Annotated in this window: 14 protein-coding genes; 1 reads left to right on the top strand and 13 read right to left on the bottom strand. The window is 59.3% G+C overall.

Features of this window, described 5'->3' with window-relative positions; all coding sequences use genetic code 11:
- Window positions 1–213 precede the first annotated feature (213 nt).
- The 5 genes from GOW09_RS13920 to GOW09_RS13900 all read right to left on the bottom strand — a co-directional run bounded on the left by GOW09_RS13920 (window position 214) and on the right by GOW09_RS13900 (window position 7,579).
- Complete coding sequence (locus GOW09_RS13920; RefSeq protein WP_171119221.1) at window positions 214–2,658, bottom strand: FAD-dependent oxidoreductase; 2,445 nt, start codon at window positions 2,656–2,658, stop codon at window positions 214–216.
- Between the two features lie 8 nt (window positions 2,659–2,666).
- Window positions 2,667–3,548 (bottom strand): phosphotransferase, encoded by an 882-nt coding sequence (locus tag GOW09_RS13915; RefSeq protein ID WP_216597844.1) that lies wholly within the window; start codon window positions 3,546–3,548, stop codon window positions 2,667–2,669.
- A gap of 1 nt (window position 3,549) precedes the next feature.
- Window positions 3,550–5,541, bottom strand: a complete 1,992-nt coding sequence (locus GOW09_RS13910; protein ID WP_171119219.1) for a proline/glycine betaine ABC transporter permease — start codon at window positions 5,539–5,541, stop codon at window positions 3,550–3,552.
- Window positions 5,538–6,560, bottom strand: coding sequence for a glycine betaine/L-proline ABC transporter ATP-binding protein (locus GOW09_RS13905; RefSeq protein ID WP_171119217.1), 1,023 nt, complete (start codon window positions 6,558–6,560; stop codon window positions 5,538–5,540). The genes GOW09_RS13910 and GOW09_RS13905 overlap by 4 nt, the downstream gene beginning before the upstream one ends.
- A gap of 74 nt (window positions 6,561–6,634) precedes the next feature.
- On the bottom strand, window positions 6,635–7,579 hold the full coding sequence (locus tag GOW09_RS13900; protein WP_171119215.1) for an ABC transporter substrate-binding protein: 945 nt from the start codon (window positions 7,577–7,579) through the stop codon (window positions 6,635–6,637).
- A gap of 217 nt (window positions 7,580–7,796) precedes the next feature.
- Here GOW09_RS13900 and GOW09_RS13895 point away from each other — a divergent pair, with 217 nt between their 5' ends.
- Window positions 7,797–8,570 (top strand): DeoR/GlpR family DNA-binding transcription regulator, encoded by a 774-nt coding sequence (locus tag GOW09_RS13895; RefSeq protein ID WP_171119213.1) that lies wholly within the window; start codon window positions 7,797–7,799, stop codon window positions 8,568–8,570.
- A gap of 4 nt (window positions 8,571–8,574) precedes the next feature.
- Here GOW09_RS13895 and GOW09_RS13890 read toward each other — a convergent pair whose 3' ends face one another.
- The 8 genes from GOW09_RS13890 to GOW09_RS13855 all read right to left on the bottom strand — a co-directional run bounded on the left by GOW09_RS13890 (window position 8,575) and on the right by GOW09_RS13855 (window position 16,483).
- Window positions 8,575–9,330 (bottom strand): methyltransferase, encoded by a 756-nt coding sequence (locus GOW09_RS13890; RefSeq protein ID WP_171119211.1) that lies wholly within the window; start codon window positions 9,328–9,330, stop codon window positions 8,575–8,577.
- On the bottom strand, window positions 9,327–9,947 hold the full coding sequence (locus tag GOW09_RS13885) for a DUF452 family protein (protein ID WP_171119209.1): 621 nt from the start codon (window positions 9,945–9,947) through the stop codon (window positions 9,327–9,329). Before GOW09_RS13885 ends, GOW09_RS13890 begins: the two co-directional genes overlap by 4 nt.
- Window positions 9,944–11,230, bottom strand: a complete 1,287-nt coding sequence (gene bioA, locus GOW09_RS13880; protein WP_171119207.1) for an adenosylmethionine--8-amino-7-oxononanoate transaminase — start codon at window positions 11,228–11,230, stop codon at window positions 9,944–9,946. The genes GOW09_RS13885 and bioA overlap by 4 nt, the downstream gene beginning before the upstream one ends.
- Window positions 11,227–11,847 (bottom strand): dethiobiotin synthase, encoded by a 621-nt coding sequence (gene bioD / locus GOW09_RS13875; protein WP_171119205.1) that lies wholly within the window; start codon window positions 11,845–11,847, stop codon window positions 11,227–11,229. The genes bioA and bioD overlap by 4 nt, the downstream gene beginning before the upstream one ends.
- The gene (locus GOW09_RS13870; protein ID WP_171119203.1) at window positions 11,844–12,977 is read right to left on the bottom strand and encodes an 8-amino-7-oxononanoate synthase; all 1,134 of its coding nucleotides are present in this window, start codon (window positions 12,975–12,977) and stop codon (window positions 11,844–11,846) included. Before GOW09_RS13870 ends, bioD begins: the two co-directional genes overlap by 4 nt.
- Window positions 12,974–13,954, bottom strand: a complete 981-nt coding sequence (gene bioB, locus GOW09_RS13865; protein WP_152460224.1) for a biotin synthase BioB — start codon at window positions 13,952–13,954, stop codon at window positions 12,974–12,976. Before bioB ends, GOW09_RS13870 begins: the two co-directional genes overlap by 4 nt.
- Window positions 13,955–14,069: 115 nt before the next feature.
- Window positions 14,070–14,918, bottom strand: a complete 849-nt coding sequence (gene nadC / locus GOW09_RS13860) for a carboxylating nicotinate-nucleotide diphosphorylase (protein WP_170345310.1) — start codon at window positions 14,916–14,918, stop codon at window positions 14,070–14,072.
- Window positions 14,915–16,483 (bottom strand): L-aspartate oxidase, encoded by a 1,569-nt coding sequence (locus GOW09_RS13855; protein WP_171119200.1) that lies wholly within the window; start codon window positions 16,481–16,483, stop codon window positions 14,915–14,917. The genes nadC and GOW09_RS13855 overlap by 4 nt, the downstream gene beginning before the upstream one ends.
- Window positions 16,484–16,487 lie beyond the last annotated feature (4 nt).

Raw genomic sequence — 16,487 nt, 5'->3', positions numbered from 1 at the left:
GCCCTGAAAGCTGAATGGGAAGTCTTGCAGTTCAGTTTTCAGATGGGCATGAGGTGTGACAATACTGAAACTTTATCAATGGCTTATGGATCGAAATCCGTCAGATTCGACGAACATTCGGACACTCTGGGCGGATTTGCCCTGTTTGCATGCTTTCCCCATGTGTTCCGATCGCCGTGCGTGTGTCGGTAGATCTGCTCTTGCACCCTCGGGTCAGGTCTTCACCCGGCTCATCTGCGGGTCGTAAAGCGGTTGCAGCGTCACTTCGCAAGGAACCCTCTGAGTGGCGACATCCAATTCATATGTCCCTGATGTGACGTATTGTGCGTCGACACCGTTGGCGTTTCGGATGTAACCGTAGCCGATCGACTTTTCGACGGTGTAACCATAGCCGCCCGAAGTCAGCCATCCGACCCTTTCGCCATTCCGATAGATCGTTTCACGCCCCAGAAGAACAACCTCGGGGTCAACCGTGAAACATGCCAGCATCTTCTTTACGCCGCCGGTTTTTTGCGCCTCAGAGGCGGCGCGCCCTTTGAAATCAATATTTTTCCGGAGTTTCACGGCCCAGCCCAAGCCGCTTTCGAACGGCGTATAATCCGGCCCGATATCCGAGCCCCAGGCGCGATAGCCTTTTTCAAGACGCAGCGATTCAATCGCCCTGTAGCCCGCATTGATCAATCCATGCGGGCGCCCTGCCTCCATCAAGGCGTCATACACGGTTTGTGCATATTCCACCGGCAGGTGCAGTTCCCAGCCCAGTTCACCCACATAAGTCACGCGCAGCGCCTTAACCGGGCACCCGGCGATGCCGATGGTGCGGATCGTGCCAAACTTGAACCCGCTGTTCGAGACGTCATCGCGCGTCACCGGCGCCAGAATCTCACGTGATTTTGGCCCCATCAATGACAGAACCGCATTCGATGAGGTGATATCGAAAAGCTGGCAATTCATGCCCTCGGGAATGCTGCGGTTGATCCAGTCGAAGTCATGGGTGGCATAGCCGGTGCCGGTGACGATATAGAACTCATCATGGGCCACGCGCCCAACGGTCAGGTCACACTCGATCCCGCCCTTGTCGTTCAGCATCTGGGTGTAGGCAAGCGCGCCAACCGGCTTGTCCACATCATTGGCGCAGATCCAGTTCAACGCTGCCAAAGCATCCGGACCCTTGAGGGCGAATTTGGCGAAAGAGGTCTGATCGAACAACACAGCCGCTTCACGTGCCGCTTTATGTTCCCGCCCGACGGCATCGAACCAGTTCTGGCGGCCAAAGCTGTATTCATCCTTGGGCACCTCGCCCTTTGACGCGTCCGCGTACCAGTTGGGGCGTTCCCAGCCCAGTTTCTCGCCAAAACACGCGCCCTGCTTTTTCAGCGTGTCATAAAGCGGCGATTTTCGGCAGGGGCGGCCCGAGTCATGTTCCTCATGCGGCCAACCCATCGTGTAGTGTTTGCCATATGCCTCGACAGTACGGGTGCGAACCCAGTCGGTGTCGAAATGCGGGCGGCCAAAGCGACGGATATCGGCAGACCACAAATCGAAGGGCGGCTCGCCCTTATGCACCCATTCCGCCAGCGCCATGCCCGCACCACCGCCAGCCGCGATGCCAAAGGCATTGAAGCCAGCACCGACGAAGAAGTTCCTCAACTCGGGCGCTTCGCCGATGATGAAATTGCCGTCGGGCGTGAAGCTTTCCGGCCCGTTGGTCAGCGTCTTGACGCCGGCGTTCTCCAGCGCGGGCACGCGACCCAGCGCAAGTTCCATAAGCTGTTCGAAATGATCGAAGTTGCTGTCAAGAAGGGTATAGTGGAAGCCTTGCGGAATACCCTTGGTGGCCCAGGGGATCGGGTTCGGCTCATAGCCGCCCATGACCAGACCTCCGACTTCTTCCTTGTAGTAAGTCAGCCGGTCGGGATCGCGCAGAGTGGGCAGATTGCCGGGCACGTCGAAAGGTTCAGTCACCATGTACTGGTGCTCCATCGGAACCAGAGGAACGTTGACGCCAAAGCGGCTGGCAAAGGTGCGGGACCATTGCCCGGCGCAGCAGATCACCTTTTCACACTCGATCCGACCTTGTTCGGTGATAACCGCGCGAATTTTGCCACCTTCGATCTCGATATCGGTAACTTTGGTATCTTCGATTATCTTCGCCCCGGCCATGCGGGCGCCCTTGGCCAATGCCTGCGTGATATCTGACGGGTTCGCCTGACCGTCAGTCGGCAGGTAAGCCGCGCCGATCACGTCAGAGACATCCATCAAGGGCCACAGCTCCTGCGCCTCGGATGGGGTCAGAAGCTGCATGTCCAGACCAAAGGAATGCGCCGTAGTGGCCTGGCGTTTCACCTCGGTCCAGCGCTCTTCGTTGCAGGCCAGACGCAAGCCGCCGTTCATCTTCCAGCCAGTGCCAAGCCCTGTTTCCTCTTCGATCTTGTTGTACAGATCGACGGAATAACCCAGCAATTGCGTGATATTGGCGTTCGAACGCAACTGCCCCACCAGACCCGCGGCGTGGAAGGTGGTGCCCGAGGTCAGCTTCTTGCGCTCCAGCAGCACCGTATCCGTCCAGCCCAGCTTGGCCAGGTGATAGGCGGTCGAGCAGCCGATGATCCCGCCACCGATAACGACGGCTTTGGCTGTATTCGGAAGGTCGGTCATGTCTGTCCTCAGGTATTTTTGAAATCGGTAAGGGCCGCGCGGAACCGCGCCAGGTTTTCAGCTGTGTAGGCTGCGTAATCAAAGTCGATATCCGAGGTGATCTCGGACACCATGCTCCACATGGTTTCCCGCAGCAGCGAGGCACATTTCATCGCCGTATAGCGGTGGCGCAGATCGTCGGTGACCGGGGCTTCGAAATAGCTCTCCAACACCCAGTCTTCCTGTTCAGACGACAGGCCATTGTTCGACGCCAGCCCGCCCAGATCGAACAGCGGAGAATTGAACCCGGCATAGTCGAAATCGATCAGCCAAAGGCGGTTGCCGTCGTCCAGAAAATTGCCGCAGAGCAGGTCGTTATGGCCGAACACGATGTCATACGGCCCTGCTTCATGTTCCAGCAGCGTGCCTGCGTCGATCAGATCGGGGATCAGCTTTGCATGGGCGCTGTCATTCTCGGTCAGCGTTGCGGCATAGTCCCGGATGACATGGAACACCCAGAACACCAGCGACGGCCCGCGCAGGTGTTTCGGCACTTCGACATGACAGGCTTTCACCAATTCCAGAACTCGGGGCAGCATGTTCGGGTGGCGGACTTCTTCTTCCGTCAATGTGCGGCTTTCGATGAATTCCAGCACTGTCAAATCGCCTGAGGAATGCAGCACGGCAGGCGACAGACCCGCCGCATTGGCTGCCTTGCTGGCGGCCAGCTCATTGAACCGCATTACCTGATGCAGGGGGATGTCGTCGCCCACACGCACCACATAAGACCCGCTGCCATCCGTGACCTTGTAGTTCACATTGGTGATGCCACCGGTCAACGGAGTGGCCTCGATCTCTCCCTGCCAGATCGGCAGAGCGCGGATGCGGGTCATCAGGTCGGGATGACTCATATCAACTCTCCAGTCCAAAGCGGATGCGGGCCTGACGGGCACTGGCATTGATCAACCGATCAGCGATGATGGCGATGAAGGCAATCGACAGGCCGGCCACCAGACCGCGGCCGGTATCGGCCTTGGTCAGGGCGATATAGACCTCCTGCCCCAGATCGCGGGTGCCGACGAGGGCGGTGATCACCAGCATCGACAGCGCCAGCATGATCGTCTGATTGACGCCCAGCAGGATTTCAGGCAACGCCATCGGCAGGCGGATATGGCGCAGCAGTTGTCTGCGGGTGCAGCCCGAAACCAGACCCGCCTCGATCAGTTCCTCACTGACCGAGCGCACGCCATGGGCGGCATAACGGACCGCCGGGGCCAGCGCATAGAGAACGATGGCAATCAGGGCGGTGAAATCGCCGACCCGGAACAGCATGACGACAGGGATCAGATAAACAAAGCTGGGCAAGGTTTGCAGCGTGTCGATCAGCAGATTGATGGCCGTTCCAGCGCGTTTGTTCAGTGCCGCCAGAACACCCAGAGGCACCCCGATCAGCGTCGCCAGAATGACCGATGCGCCGCACAGATACACTGTCACCATCGCCTTTGACCACAGGCCCGACACAAGTATCAGCGAGGCCATTCCGCCACACAGAAACGCCAGACGCCAACCGCCTGCGTGCCAGCCCAGCAGGAACAGCATCGCGATGGCCCACGGCCACGGGATGCCCAGCAGAACCGTTTTGATCGGGATCATGAACCAGGTCAGGAAGAAAACCTTGATGGCTTCGAACGTGTCGAAATAGTTGACGTTCAGGTATTCGACCGTGTTGTCCCAGAACGCGCCAGTGGTGATGGTCTGGCTTTCAGGATATTCCAACAACAGAGGCGAGAACTGTCCCAATACCCATGTCAGCAGCATCAGAACCACAACCAGAACCGTCCGGCGATGACGCGCGATCCACGAGCCAGCGACCTCATGATGCACCTGGCCCATCCGTTCGGCAAAGGCCTGGCTCAGACGGTCGACGGCGATGGCCAGTACCACGATGGCGATGCCGGCTTCGAACCCTGCTCCAATGTCCAGACGGCGTAGTGCGGCGAGAACGTCAAAGCCCAGCCCCCCAGCCCCGATCATCGAGGCGATGATGACCATGTTCAGGGTCAGCATGATCACCTGATTGACACCCACCATCAGGCTGTGGCTGGCCGAGGGCACAAGCACGCGCCACATCAACTGCCGCCGGGTCGTGCCCGCCATGCGTCCGAAATCCAGGATTTCGGGATCCACACCTTTCAGTGCCAACGTGGTGATCCGCACCATCGGTGGCGTCGCATAGATGATCGTCGCGACCAAGGCAGAGATCGGGCCAAACCCAAACATGAACAGGATCGGCACCAGATAAGCAAAGATCGGGATCGTCTGCATCAAGTCCAGTATTGGTGAGATGATCTTTTCAAAATGCGGATGGCGATAGGCGAGAATGCCCAACAGCAACCCGCCGCCCGCTCCAATCGGCACCGCGATCAGGACCGAGGCCAGCGTCACCATGGCGCTATCCCATTGTCCGAAAACTGCAAGATAGATGAAGCAGGCCCCGACCAGAGCGGCCAATCCCCAGTCACGGCAATATTGACCCAAGGCGACAACGGCGGTGATGACCACGATCCAGCTGATCGCAGGCAGGATGACCTGCGCGTCATTTCCCTGACCGCTGACAAAGCCGTCGGCCAGCAGGGCCAATACCAGATTGTAGGGCTGCTCGATCAACCACGCGATGGCGCGGGTGACATCGGTGAAGGACACCGGCCCGATGGCGGCGTCCTCGATCAGCCATGTCATCGCCGAGGAAATGTAGGTTTTGAACGGGATCACCCAGGCCGAAGGGAACTTGGTCAACCAGCGCGCATCCAGCGCCTTGCTCAAATCACGGCCGAAATAGCCAAGCACGATGGTGAGCAGAACAAGCAGCAGAATGGCCATCTGGCTGCGGGTCAGGCGGATCATGCCGTGTCTCCGCCGCCGAACAGCACATGCGCAACGGCCTTGCGGTCAATCGCTCCGACGGGTTGGCCCTCTGCATCCACGACGGCGATCGGCGCATCTGCCGCGATAATCCGTTCCGCCACGTCCGAGATGCGCGTGGATTGAGAGATCGGATTGCCCTCGCCCACAGCGCCGGGAGTCATGACACCGCCGACGGTCAAGACCTTTGAACGGGGAATATGTTTCGTGAATTCAGCCACATAGTCGGTGGCCGGGTGCATCACCAGCTCTTCCGGCGTGGCGATCTGGATCACCTCTCCGTCCTTCATGATGGCGATGCGGTCGGCCAGGCGAACGGCCTCTTCGAAATCATGGGTGATGAAAACGATGGTCTTGTGCAACCGCTCCTGCAACCGCAGGAATTCATCCTGCATCTCGCGCCGGATCAGCGGATCGAGGGCCGAGAACGGCTCGTCCAGAAACCATAGATCAGGCTCGGTCACCAAGGAACGGGCAATGCCGACGCGCTGTTGCTGGCCGCCGGACAGCTCACGCGGGTAATAATCCTCGCGCCCCTTCAAACCGACCAGTTCCACCACCTCGCGGGCCTTGGCGTCGGCTTCGGGTTTGGGTGTGGCCTGAATCGTCAATGGAAACATCACATTCTGCAAAACGGTCAGATGCGGCAGCAACGCGAAATGCTGGAACACCATGCCCATCTTGTGACGCCGGATTTCGATCAGCTCATTCTCGCTGGCGCGCAAGAGGTCAGCATCGTCGAACAGAACTTCTCCGGCGGTTGGCTCGATCAACCGGGACAAACACCGTACCAAAGTGGATTTGCCGGACCCCGACAGGCCCATGATGACGAAAATCTCACCTTCCGAGATCTCGATATTGGCGTTGCGCACTGCGCCGATCACGCCTGCCTTGCGAATTTCTTCTGCCGTAGGTTCGGGGGTTGTCCGCAGCAACCGATCTGCGTTGGGGCCATAAAGCTTCCAGACGTTTCGGCACGACAGTTTGGTCTTGGGGGGCATCAGGGTGGTCCGGTTCATTCGCGAAAAAGGCCAGAGCGGTCCGAGAGAGCGACAGGCCCGCTCTGGCCAGTGGATTACTTCGAGATCCAGCCAGACCAGCGGTCTTTGTTGGTCTCCATCCACTCTGCAACAACGCTGTCGATTTCCACACCGTCCAGATCGGCCTTGCCAACCATGGCGCTCATTTCATCATTGTTGATTTTGTAGGCTTCGATGATGTCATAAGCGCCCGGCCATTTTTCTTGCAGGCCAGACCAGGCTGCTTTCCAGATCGGGCCACGCGGTTTGCCGCAATCATAGGCCATATTCGGGTTCACACCGACAGAAGGGTCGCTGTAACACTCTGGCGTAAATGGCGGGAACTCGACGAACTCGCCTTCGTATTTTGCCGGCGCCCAATGTGGGACGTAGACCCACAGAACAATTGGATCCTGTCTTTGATAAGCGGATTCCAATTCTGCAAACAGGGCCGCGTCGGTGCCCGCATGGACGACTTCGAAATCCAGTTCAAGCGCTTCGACACGCTCGTCATCGAAGCCACCCCAGGTCACCGGGCCGCCGACATAACGCCCGTTCGGAGCAGTTTCCGCCGTCGCGAATTCCTCGGCGCAGTCTTTCAGCGCCTCCCAATTCGGCAATCCCGGGCACCGTTCCTTCATGTAGCTGGGATACCACCATTCTTCGATCGCCATCAGGCCGGTTTCGCCGACATTGACGACCTTGCCGGTGCCGGTTGCCTCGTCCAGCGCTTCGCGTCCGGTGGTTTCCCAGATTTCCATTGCCAGATGCAGGTCACCCGTTTTCAGACCGGCGAACTGAGCAATGTAATCCGCCTGAACATATTCAACGTTGTACCCGGCTTCTTCCAGGATCGAACCCATGATCTTGGTATTGATCAACTGCCCCGACCAGTCGTGCAACGTCAGTTTGATTGGGTCCGTGGACTCAACAGCCCATGCAGTTGTTGCGGCTCCGGCGACCATGAGGGCCAGCGCGGAAATTCCCATTTTACAATTCATAACACCTTCTCCCTGTCGTGATTTTTTTCGATGAATCGGTGGTATTGAGTACAGACGACCACATCGTGGGCTTTTGTGTCAATAAAAACCACGTAAAGCCACACTTTTTCCTGATCATGGCAAGTTTTCAAAGCCTTTCTCTCGTGCAGCGTTGCTTTATGTGGGTATTGTGGTATGGCTTAACGTCCCTTATGACGATGCCATCAGAGCGCGAAACATGAACCTGCCGACCACAAACCAACGAGAAGAAGAAATCCTGCGCGCCCTTTTTCGCGCGGGCGGTTCGTGCCGCGTAAGCGTTCTGGCGAATGAACTTGGGGTCAGCCTGGAAACCATTCGGCGAAACGTCCGCAATCTGGAAGAGCGCGGCATCGTGCGCAAGGTCCATGGCGGGGTTCATCTTCTCGAAGACATTCTGGAACCGTCGCTGCAAAGCCGCCTGGACAAGAAGGTTGACGCGAAAGAGAAGCTGGCGAAGGCGGTTGCCGAGGTCATTAGTAACGGCGACTCCGTTTTCCTCGATATCGGCTCTACTACCGCTTATGTGGCGCAGGCGCTTGGCAACCACAGCGATCTCTTTGTCGTGACGAACTCGGTTTTTGTGGCGCAGGCATTGGCTTCACGAAACAACAACCGGGTCTTCATGGCTGGTGGCGAGCTGCGGTCGCACGATGGGGGCGCATTTGGTGTTGAAGCTCAGGACCTGATCAAACGTTTGAACGTCCGTTTCGCCATTCTTTCAGTCGGGGCGGTCAATGCGGACCCGGGCTTTATGCTGCACGACCTGCAAGAAGCAAACTTGGCCCGCGTCGCCATTCAAAACGCACAGGTCCGCATTGTCGTGGCCGATGGCGAAAAGCTGGGAAAGCGCGCGCCGGTCACATTGGAACCTGCCGACAAGATCAATCTGTTCTTTACCGATGTGAACCCGCCCGAGGACATCTGCCAGATGCTGTCGGCGAATGAAATCGACCTTGTCGTCGCCGAATAAGCGCCTAACGCTTTTCGGCAATGACCCACACCGGGTGGTAAGTCAGAGGAACCCTGCCGTCAGTTCCGAACTTCTGAACGTAGTCAGCTTCGAACCGGGCCAAGGTGGACCGGGTCCATGCACCCTGAGCCCGGCCATTTACTCCTGTACTGCGTAAATGTTTCAGCACATCTCTGGGCGTGTCAAAATAGGATGGCCGAACGCTTTGGCCAACCTTCAGAATCTTGAACGGCCCATCTATGGCGGTTGCAAGGGCGTCAGGCAGGCATAGGCCCGGTGCACGGGCTGTCGATCCGATTTGCGCAAGCTCTTGATATTGCAATGGGCCAAACCCGGAAATGGCCAACCACCCTCCGGGTTCAAGCGCTTCGGCAACCTGTTGCAGCAAACCGGCCGGATCCTCCATCCATTGGATCATCGAGGCCGATGCGACCAAATCCAGCTTTGCGGGCCATTCGACCAGGCGGACGTCTCCGTCAATGAAAGCCGCATTTTCCGCATCTGCCGTCGCCCGAGCCTGCGGCGCTATATCGTTCAGGTGAAGATCAGGAAGGTCAAAGTTCTGCCGCAGCAACCGGGTCAGATGGCCAGTGCCGCATCCCAGCTCGAACGCCACATCAAACCGGTTCGGCGCGCCAACCCGACGCATCTCGGAAACCAGCTTGCGGGCAACCCAGGCCTGCTGGCTGGCTGTATCGTTGTAAGTCTGGAAGCTTCGACTGAAGCTTCGCTGAACCTTGTCGGCCAATTGCGCCGTCATGACAGCCACTCCGTCCAGCTTTGACCCGGTTGGAAAGGTACATGCGGAGCGGCGACGCCCTTGACCACATCCGGGGTTGCGGCCCAGGCCGCCCTTTGAGCATTGGTCGGAATGATCCGGTCCCGCTCTGATATCCAAACCAGATCAAAGCCGGGATCAGGCGCCGAGCCACGTTCGATGACCGCATGAAGTTCCTTTCTTGCCTGCTCGATGTCCAGTTCAGGTATGTCAGCAGACAGTCCGGCGCGTCGGCAAAATTTGACGAAACTTGCCGATGACAGCTGATCCGCCGTGGCCCGGACAATATCGGGCGCGATGCCCCGGTCTGCGCAGGCAGGGTGCAACGTACCACTGACAGCAACCAGCCGGTCAGGGCGAAACACTGTGCTGGCCAGCCAATGGGCCGCGGATGCGACACCGAAGGAAAACGCAAGCATTTCGACGCGGTCAAACCCGGCCAGATCGGGCAAGGGATCATCGAGCCGGGTATAGTCATCAACCAGCAGAACAGATCCGCCTCCGGTCAGCCCGCGGAACGGGGCAGCACCCAGCGCCCACCCCCCGAAGACCAGTGTCAGCTTGCTGTCATCCGATTGCGCCAGCCACTGGTGTTTCATTGCTGCCCCCCGGCCAAAGCGACCATCGCGCTGGTGATCCGGCCGAGCTCATCAGGTGTAACAATGTAAGGCGGCATACAATAGATGTTTCGCGCAAAGGGGCGCAGCCACACTCCGGTTTCAGGGGCCAGCCGATGAGCAACCGATGGATCAACCGTTTCCTTCATTTCGATAACGCCAATAGCGCCAAGAACCCTGACATCTGCAACGCCCGACAAACTGCGTGCTGGCTCCAGTTCGGTCCGCATCTGGCCTTCGATATCAGCCACCTGGCGTTGCCAGTTCCCCTCGGCCAGCAGTCTGAGGCTGGCCGAACCAGCGGCACAGGCCAGAGGGTTGGCCATATAGGTCGGGCCGTGCATGAACACTCCGGCCTCACTATTGCCAATGCCATACGCCACCTGCTTGCTGGTCACGGTAGCAGCAAACGAGATATGCCCCCCGGTCAATGCCTTGCCCAGACACATTATATCCGGGGTTATGCCCGCATGATCGGTGGCGAACAGCTTGCCGGTTCGGCCAAATCCGGTTGCGATCTCGTCAAAAATGATCAGCACGTCATGAGCATCGCACATGGCGCGTGCCGCGCGCAGCCATTGGGGATGATAGAAATACATGCCCCCGGCGCCTTGAACCACGGGCTCAAGGATCAGGGCCGCGAGGTGATCGCCCTTGTCGGCCAACAGTCGTTCCAGCGCCTCCAATCCGTTCAACGCCGGGTCTTCGGGCCAGTCATCCCCCAACCGAACCTGGGGACGCGGCAGGAAGTGCTGGATCGACAAAGCCCCTCGGAACAGCCCGTGCATACCCGTCACAGGGTCACAGACGCTCATCGCTTTCCACGTGTCACCGTGATAGCCGCCCCGAATTGTGGCAAATTCGAATTTGCGGGTGCGGCCATGAGCCATTTGATACTGCACCGCCATCTTCATCGACACTTCGACCGAAACAGACCCACTGTCGCAATAGAAAATGCGGTCCAGCCCCTCGGGCAACATGTCGACCATCCTGCGCCCCAGATCAATGGCCGGATGGTGTGTCAGCCCCCCGAACATCACATGAGGCATCTTTTCCAGCTGGGACTGCATGGCGGATGTGATTTCGGGATGCTTGTGGCCGTGGATGGCGCACCACCATGACGACATGGCGTCTATCATCTTTGCGCCGTCCTCCCGGTAAAGATACACGCCCTCGGCCCGGTCGATGAGATGCATCGCACCGGGATCGGCCACGTTGGTATAGGGATGCCAAAGGTGGTGGGCGTCAAACTCCAGCGGGGTCACAGAAACCTCCGTATGGTCGCCACGTCTATGGACGAGAAAGCTTCTGACAAGCTTTGCTGCGTCAGGTCGCCAAGATAAGGCAGGCGTCCGAGGTGTCGCACCTTGCTCATTTCGACGATGGTTTGTTCCACGTCGGGCTCCGGATCTCCGACAAAGGCAACGCCGACCACCTCGGACCCAGCGCGTCGAAGCGCCATCAGGGACAACGTGGTGTGGTTGATCGTTCCCAACGCCGTGCGTGCGACCAGAACGACCGGGGCCTGCCATTGGGCAATCAGATCCAGATAGTAGGATTTGCGGTTCAGAGGCACCATCAGCCCCCCTGCCCCTTCCACAACCAGCGGCCCGTCAACTTGCGGCAGCGCGAGCCGGGACAGATCGATCTCTATGCCCATATCCTCGGCAGAAAGATGGGGTGAGGCAGGCATGTTCAGGCGATACGCCTCGGGCAACACGTCCACACCGGACAAGGTGCAGACGGTTTCCGTGTCCGTCGCATCCTCGAGCCCCGATTGAACCGGCTTCCAGTAAGTGGCGTTCAGGGCCGCCGTCAGGCCAGCCGAAAAAACTGTTTTTCCGACGCCCGTGTCGGTTCCGACAATGACCAGAGCGCTCATGCGGCCTCCGACTGATGGCTGGAGATGGTTGCAAACAGGGCCGAAATGTCCTCGGGACCGACATTCCCGGTGATCGAGACGCGCAGACGGGATGTGCCTTTTGGAACGGTAGGCGGGCGAATGCCGCGAATGTCAAACCCCTGATGTTGCAAAGCCTGTGCCATCGCCATCGTGCGGGCCTCGCCCCCAAGAACGACGGGAATGATCTGGCTGTTCAAGGCCGCGTCAGGCAACCCTGTTTCACGGGCCGCCTCATGTGCATGGCGCAGACGTTTGCGTGCAGCAGTGACCAAATCGTCAGTCCCGGCCAGTTCACACAGGACAGCCCGTACCAGCGCAGCATTCAGAGGGGACGGCGCCGTTGCAAAGATAAAGGGCCGTGCGCGGTTGATCAGGGTATCGATCATCGCCCGCGGGCCACAGATCAGCCCGCCGGAAACTCCAAGCCCCTTGCCGCAGGTGTGCAGGGTCAAAAGGTCAGCGTTCAGATCATGCGCCAGACCTTTGCCATTTGCCCCGAAAACGCCGGTGGCGTGCGCCTCATCCACGATCAGAACAGCTTGGGCTTCACGCGCCAGACATGACAAATCTTCCAGCGGAGCCAGATCGCCCTCCATGGAATAGACGCTTTCAACAGCAATCCATACCTGACCCTGCCCACCAGCGGATCGCCATTCGGCCAGAACGTTTCGCGCATCCGCGACGTCGTTGTGACGAAAAGCGCGCAGATCCGCTCGGCTGGCGCGCATCCCCTCATGGGCGCTGGCGTGAACCAGTTCGTCATACAAAACCAGATCCCCGGCCGCCGGCAGGGTGGAAAAGATTGCCTGATTGGCCTGAAACCCTCCACCCATGAACAATGCGGCCTCGGCCCCAAAGAACACAGCTGCTTCGTGTTCCAGCGCCTCATGCTCGGGGTGATTTCCCCGCAGCAGCCGCGAGCCGCCCGAGCCGACGGGCACGCCGCGGGCCAGCGCCGCCTGTGCGGCCTCTTGCAACAGGCTTGACCCGGCCAAGCCCAAATAGTCGTTGGACGCAAAATCCAGCCCGCGCGCCGGGATCAAAACCCGGCGGCGGTGCCGGGCTTCCAGCGCATCCAGCATGGATTCCAGTCGTTCGACTGCTGTCATTCGGCGGCTTCCGTGCGCTTATGGTCTTCAGCCGTTTCGGCCTGAAGGCCAAGTTTTGCAAACAGGATCGAGTCGGTGTCTTCTTCGGGGTTTTCCGCCGTCAAAAGAGTTTCACCGACAAAGATGGAATTTGCTCCGGCGAAGAAGCACATCGCCTGCATCTCGTCGCTCATGTCGCTGCGCCCGGCGGACAACCGAACATAGGCTTTGGGCATCAGGATGCGAGCGGTTGCGATGATCCGCACAAAGTCGATTGGATCAACCGGTTCCGCATCAGCCAGCGGAGTATCCGCCTGTGGCATCAGCATGTTGATCGGCACCGAATCCGGCGGCGGGGTCATGTTGGCCAAAGTCAGCAACATATCGATACGGTCGCCAGTGTGTTCACCCATACCCAGAATACCACCCGAGCAGACCTTGATTCCGGCTTCCTGCACCCGGTTCATCGTGTCGATCCGGTCCGCGAAAGTACGGGTGGTGATCACTTCGGAATAATAGCGTTCGGACGTGTCGATATTGTGGTTGTAATAGTCCAACCCGGCATCGCGCAGTTGAACCACCTGGGTGTCATCCAGCATGCCCAGCGTCATGCAGGTTTCCATGCCCATCGCCTTGACGCCTTCCACCATGGCAATCAGGGCAGGCATATCGCGCGGCTTGGGCTCGCGCCAGGCGGCCCCCATGCAGAACCGGGTCGCGCCACCGTCGCGGGCCTTTTTGGCCTCGGCCAGTACACGCTGAACCTCGATCAGCTTCGATGCAGGCAGGGTGGATCCGTTGCGGGCCGATTGCGAGCAATAGGCGCAATCCTCGGCGCACCCGCCGGTTTTGATCGACAGCAGCTTAGAGGTCTGGATCTTGTTCGGATCAAAGTTCTCGCGGTGCACGGTCTGTGCCCGGAACAGAAGGTCCATCAACGGGAGGTCATGAACAGCTTGCGCAGACTTTCGGGTCCAGCCGGAATGAGGGATGATCATTTTATCTATAAAACTTCCTGCAGCTTGCGTTGCCGAGGATTTATTATCGATAAAACCTGAAGGCGCAACCGTGTTGGCGCAAACGATCCCAAATCAAGCGGAAATGCCGCGCTTTTCAGAAATCAAGGCCCAGATCAACGGTTCGGGCGGAATGCGTCAGCGCCCCGGACGAGATGTAATCGACCCCGGTCGCCGCAATCGATGCGACGCGGTCCAACGTCACATTACCGCTGGCTTCGGTCTTCATCCGCCCGTCCACCATGGCAACCGCTTCGCGCAGCATCTCGTTGTCCATATTATCCAGCAATACGACGGACGCGCCGCCAATCCTGAGAACTTCGGCCAGCTGGTCCAGTCGATCGACTTCGATCTCGACGGCCATCATGTGGCTGGCTTGCGCTTTGGCGGCCTCAAGAACCTGACGCACACCCCCGGCGGCGGCAATGTGGTTGTCCTTGATCAGGATCGCGTCGGACAACGAATAGCGATGATTGAAACCGCCACCATGCAGCACGGCCTGTTTTTCCACGATGCGTAGTCCGGGCGTGGTTTTGCGGGTACAGGTCATGCGGGCATTCGTGCCCTTTGTCTGCTGGACAAAGGTGGCAGTTTTTGTGGCAATACCGGTCAGGCGACCGGCAAAATTCAGTGCGACCCGCTCACCCGACAGGATCGAGGCCGCGGACCCTTTGATGGTCATCAGCGTGTCGCCGCGCCGACAGGACTGGCCATCCTTGACAAGCACCTCAACTTCAAGCGTCGGGTCGACCAGCCGGAACGCTATCGTCGCCACCTGCATGCCCGAAACAACGGCGTCCTCGCGCGCATTCAGCCGGGCTGTATAGGTCGTGCTCGGCGGGATCACGGCGCGGGTGGTCACATCACCGTAAGCTCCCAGATCCTCCATCAGCGCCGCGCGGATGACGGGTTCGAGGATCAGATCGGGCAGGGTCGCAAAACTCATGGTATTTCCTTGCAGGCATCGGCGCGAATGTGCAGCGCGTCGCTAAGATACATCCGGGATCGCTTGCCGGGGCCGTCGGCAGTTTCCGGAAAGTCGGATCGCTCATGCGCGCCGCGGCTTTCTTCGCGCTGCAATGCCGCCGCGGCGATCAGGGTTGCTGTGGCACACATGTTTCTGAAGGACGGGCATGTGCCATGCTGCTCTTCGAGCGTGGCAATCCTGCGCAATGCCCGGCATAACCCGGCGCGGTCCCGGACAACGCCAACATCGCGCGACATGGTCGTGCGCAACATACTGACCGCATCGGACGTATCAGGGATGTCAGCTTGATCAAATCGAAGGGCCACAGGTTCCGACGCGGAAGTGTCCGGTATCGAACGCGCAATGTCCCGGGCACAGATGCGTGCAAACACCAACGCTTCGAGCAAACCGTTCGAGGCCAGCCGGTTGGCGCCGTGAAGGCCGGTCGAAGACGCCTCGCCGCACACCCACAACCGATCCAGCGTCGCGCGGCCATCAGTGCCTGTGGCAATCCCGCCCATGTGGTAATGCGCTGCCGGAGCAACCGGGATCGCATCCCGGACCGGATCGATTCCGTTGCGCGCGCAATATGCGGCAACCGCCGGGAAAAGTTCGTTGATTTGCGCGCCCAAAGCCTTGCGGGTGTCCAGCATCGGGCGGTTGCCGGCCTGTACCTCGGCAAATATCGCCCGGGCCACAACGTCGCGCGGGGCAAGCTCGGCATCAGGGTGAACGGCCTGCATGAAACGCTCGCCGTGTTTGTTTATCAGTATTGCCCCTTCTCCGCGCAGGGCCTCGGTCGCCAGCGGGGCCGGATCTTCACCCACGTCCATGGCCGTGGGGTGGAACTGCACGAATTCGGCATCGGCGATCAGCGCCCCGGCCCGTGCGGCCATTCCGATGACCTGCCCCCGGATGCGGGCCGGATTGGTCGTCAGGGCAAAAAGCCCGCCAGAACCGCCACCCGCCAACAATACGGCAGGTGCACGAAGCGTCACGGGCGCGGATCCGCTTTCCGAGGCCTCCTGCAAAACCACGCCCACTACGCGCCCATCCGCCACTTCCAGCGCAACGGCAAGGACCCCTTCCAACACCTGCACCGAAGAAGTTTCGCGCACTCGTTCGATCAGGGCGGCCATGATTTCACTGCCAGCCTGATCGCCCTTTACCCGCACGACGCGGGCAAAACTGTGCGCGGCTTCTCGGGACAGGACATACCCGCCACCCTCGGTGCGATCAAATGGTGTGCCCAAAGTGGTCAGGTCCAGAATATAATCCCGCGCCTCTCGCGTCACCAAATCCGCAACGTCAGGCTCGACAGTGCCTGCCCCGGCATTGACGGTGTCAACGGCGTGGCTTTCCGGGCTGTCAGCCAGGTCCATCGCCGCCGCCACGCCACCCTGCGCCCATGCCGAACTTGCACCTTCGCCCAAAGGATCAGGCGAGATGATCACCACCGGGCGCGGCGCCAGTTTCAGCGCAGCATAAAGCGCGCCAATCCCGGCCCCGACAATAATGACGCGATCCGTGGTGATGTCGGTCATTGCC

It is taken from the genome of Ruegeria sp. HKCCA5463 (genome assembly GCF_013034175.1).
Taxonomy (GTDB): domain Bacteria; phylum Pseudomonadota; class Alphaproteobacteria; order Rhodobacterales; family Rhodobacteraceae; genus Ruegeria.
Note: the sequence above shows the minus strand (reverse complement) of the source record. Positions and strands in the feature narration are given on the sequence as shown.

Excerpts from the sequence above, each read along its gene's own strand:
- GOW09_RS13920 (WP_171119221.1), bottom strand. The coding sequence starts at position 2,658 with ATGACCGACCTTCCGAATACAGCCAAAGCCGTCGTTATCGGTGGCGGG.
- GOW09_RS13915 (WP_216597844.1), bottom strand. The coding sequence starts at position 3,548 with ATGAGTCATCCCGACCTGATGACCCGCATCCGCGCTCTGCCGATCTGG.
- GOW09_RS13910 (WP_171119219.1), bottom strand. The coding sequence starts at position 5,541 with ATGATCCGCCTGACCCGCAGCCAGATGGCCATTCTGCTGCTTGTTCTG.
- GOW09_RS13905 (WP_171119217.1), bottom strand. The coding sequence starts at position 6,560 with ATGCCCCCCAAGACCAAACTGTCGTGCCGAAACGTCTGGAAGCTTTAT.
- GOW09_RS13900 (WP_171119215.1), bottom strand. The coding sequence starts at position 7,579 with ATGAATTGTAAAATGGGAATTTCCGCGCTGGCCCTCATGGTCGCCGGA.
- GOW09_RS13895 (WP_171119213.1), top strand. The coding sequence starts at position 7,797 with ATGAACCTGCCGACCACAAACCAACGAGAAGAAGAAATCCTGCGCGCC.
- GOW09_RS13890 (WP_171119211.1), bottom strand. The coding sequence starts at position 9,330 with ATGACGGCGCAATTGGCCGACAAGGTTCAGCGAAGCTTCAGTCGAAGC.
- GOW09_RS13885 (WP_171119209.1), bottom strand. The coding sequence starts at position 9,947 with ATGAAACACCAGTGGCTGGCGCAATCGGATGACAGCAAGCTGACACTG.
- bioD (WP_171119205.1), bottom strand. The coding sequence starts at position 11,847 with ATGAGCGCTCTGGTCATTGTCGGAACCGACACGGGCGTCGGAAAAACA.
- GOW09_RS13870 (WP_171119203.1), bottom strand. The coding sequence starts at position 12,977 with ATGACAGCAGTCGAACGACTGGAATCCATGCTGGATGCGCTGGAAGCC.
- bioB (WP_152460224.1), bottom strand. The coding sequence starts at position 13,954 with ATGATCATCCCTCATTCCGGCTGGACCCGAAAGTCTGCGCAAGCTGTT.
- nadC (WP_170345310.1), bottom strand. The coding sequence starts at position 14,918 with ATGAGTTTTGCGACCCTGCCCGATCTGATCCTCGAACCCGTCATCCGC.
- GOW09_RS13855 (WP_171119200.1), bottom strand. The coding sequence starts at position 16,483 with ATGACCGACATCACCACGGATCGCGTCATTATTGTCGGGGCCGGGATT.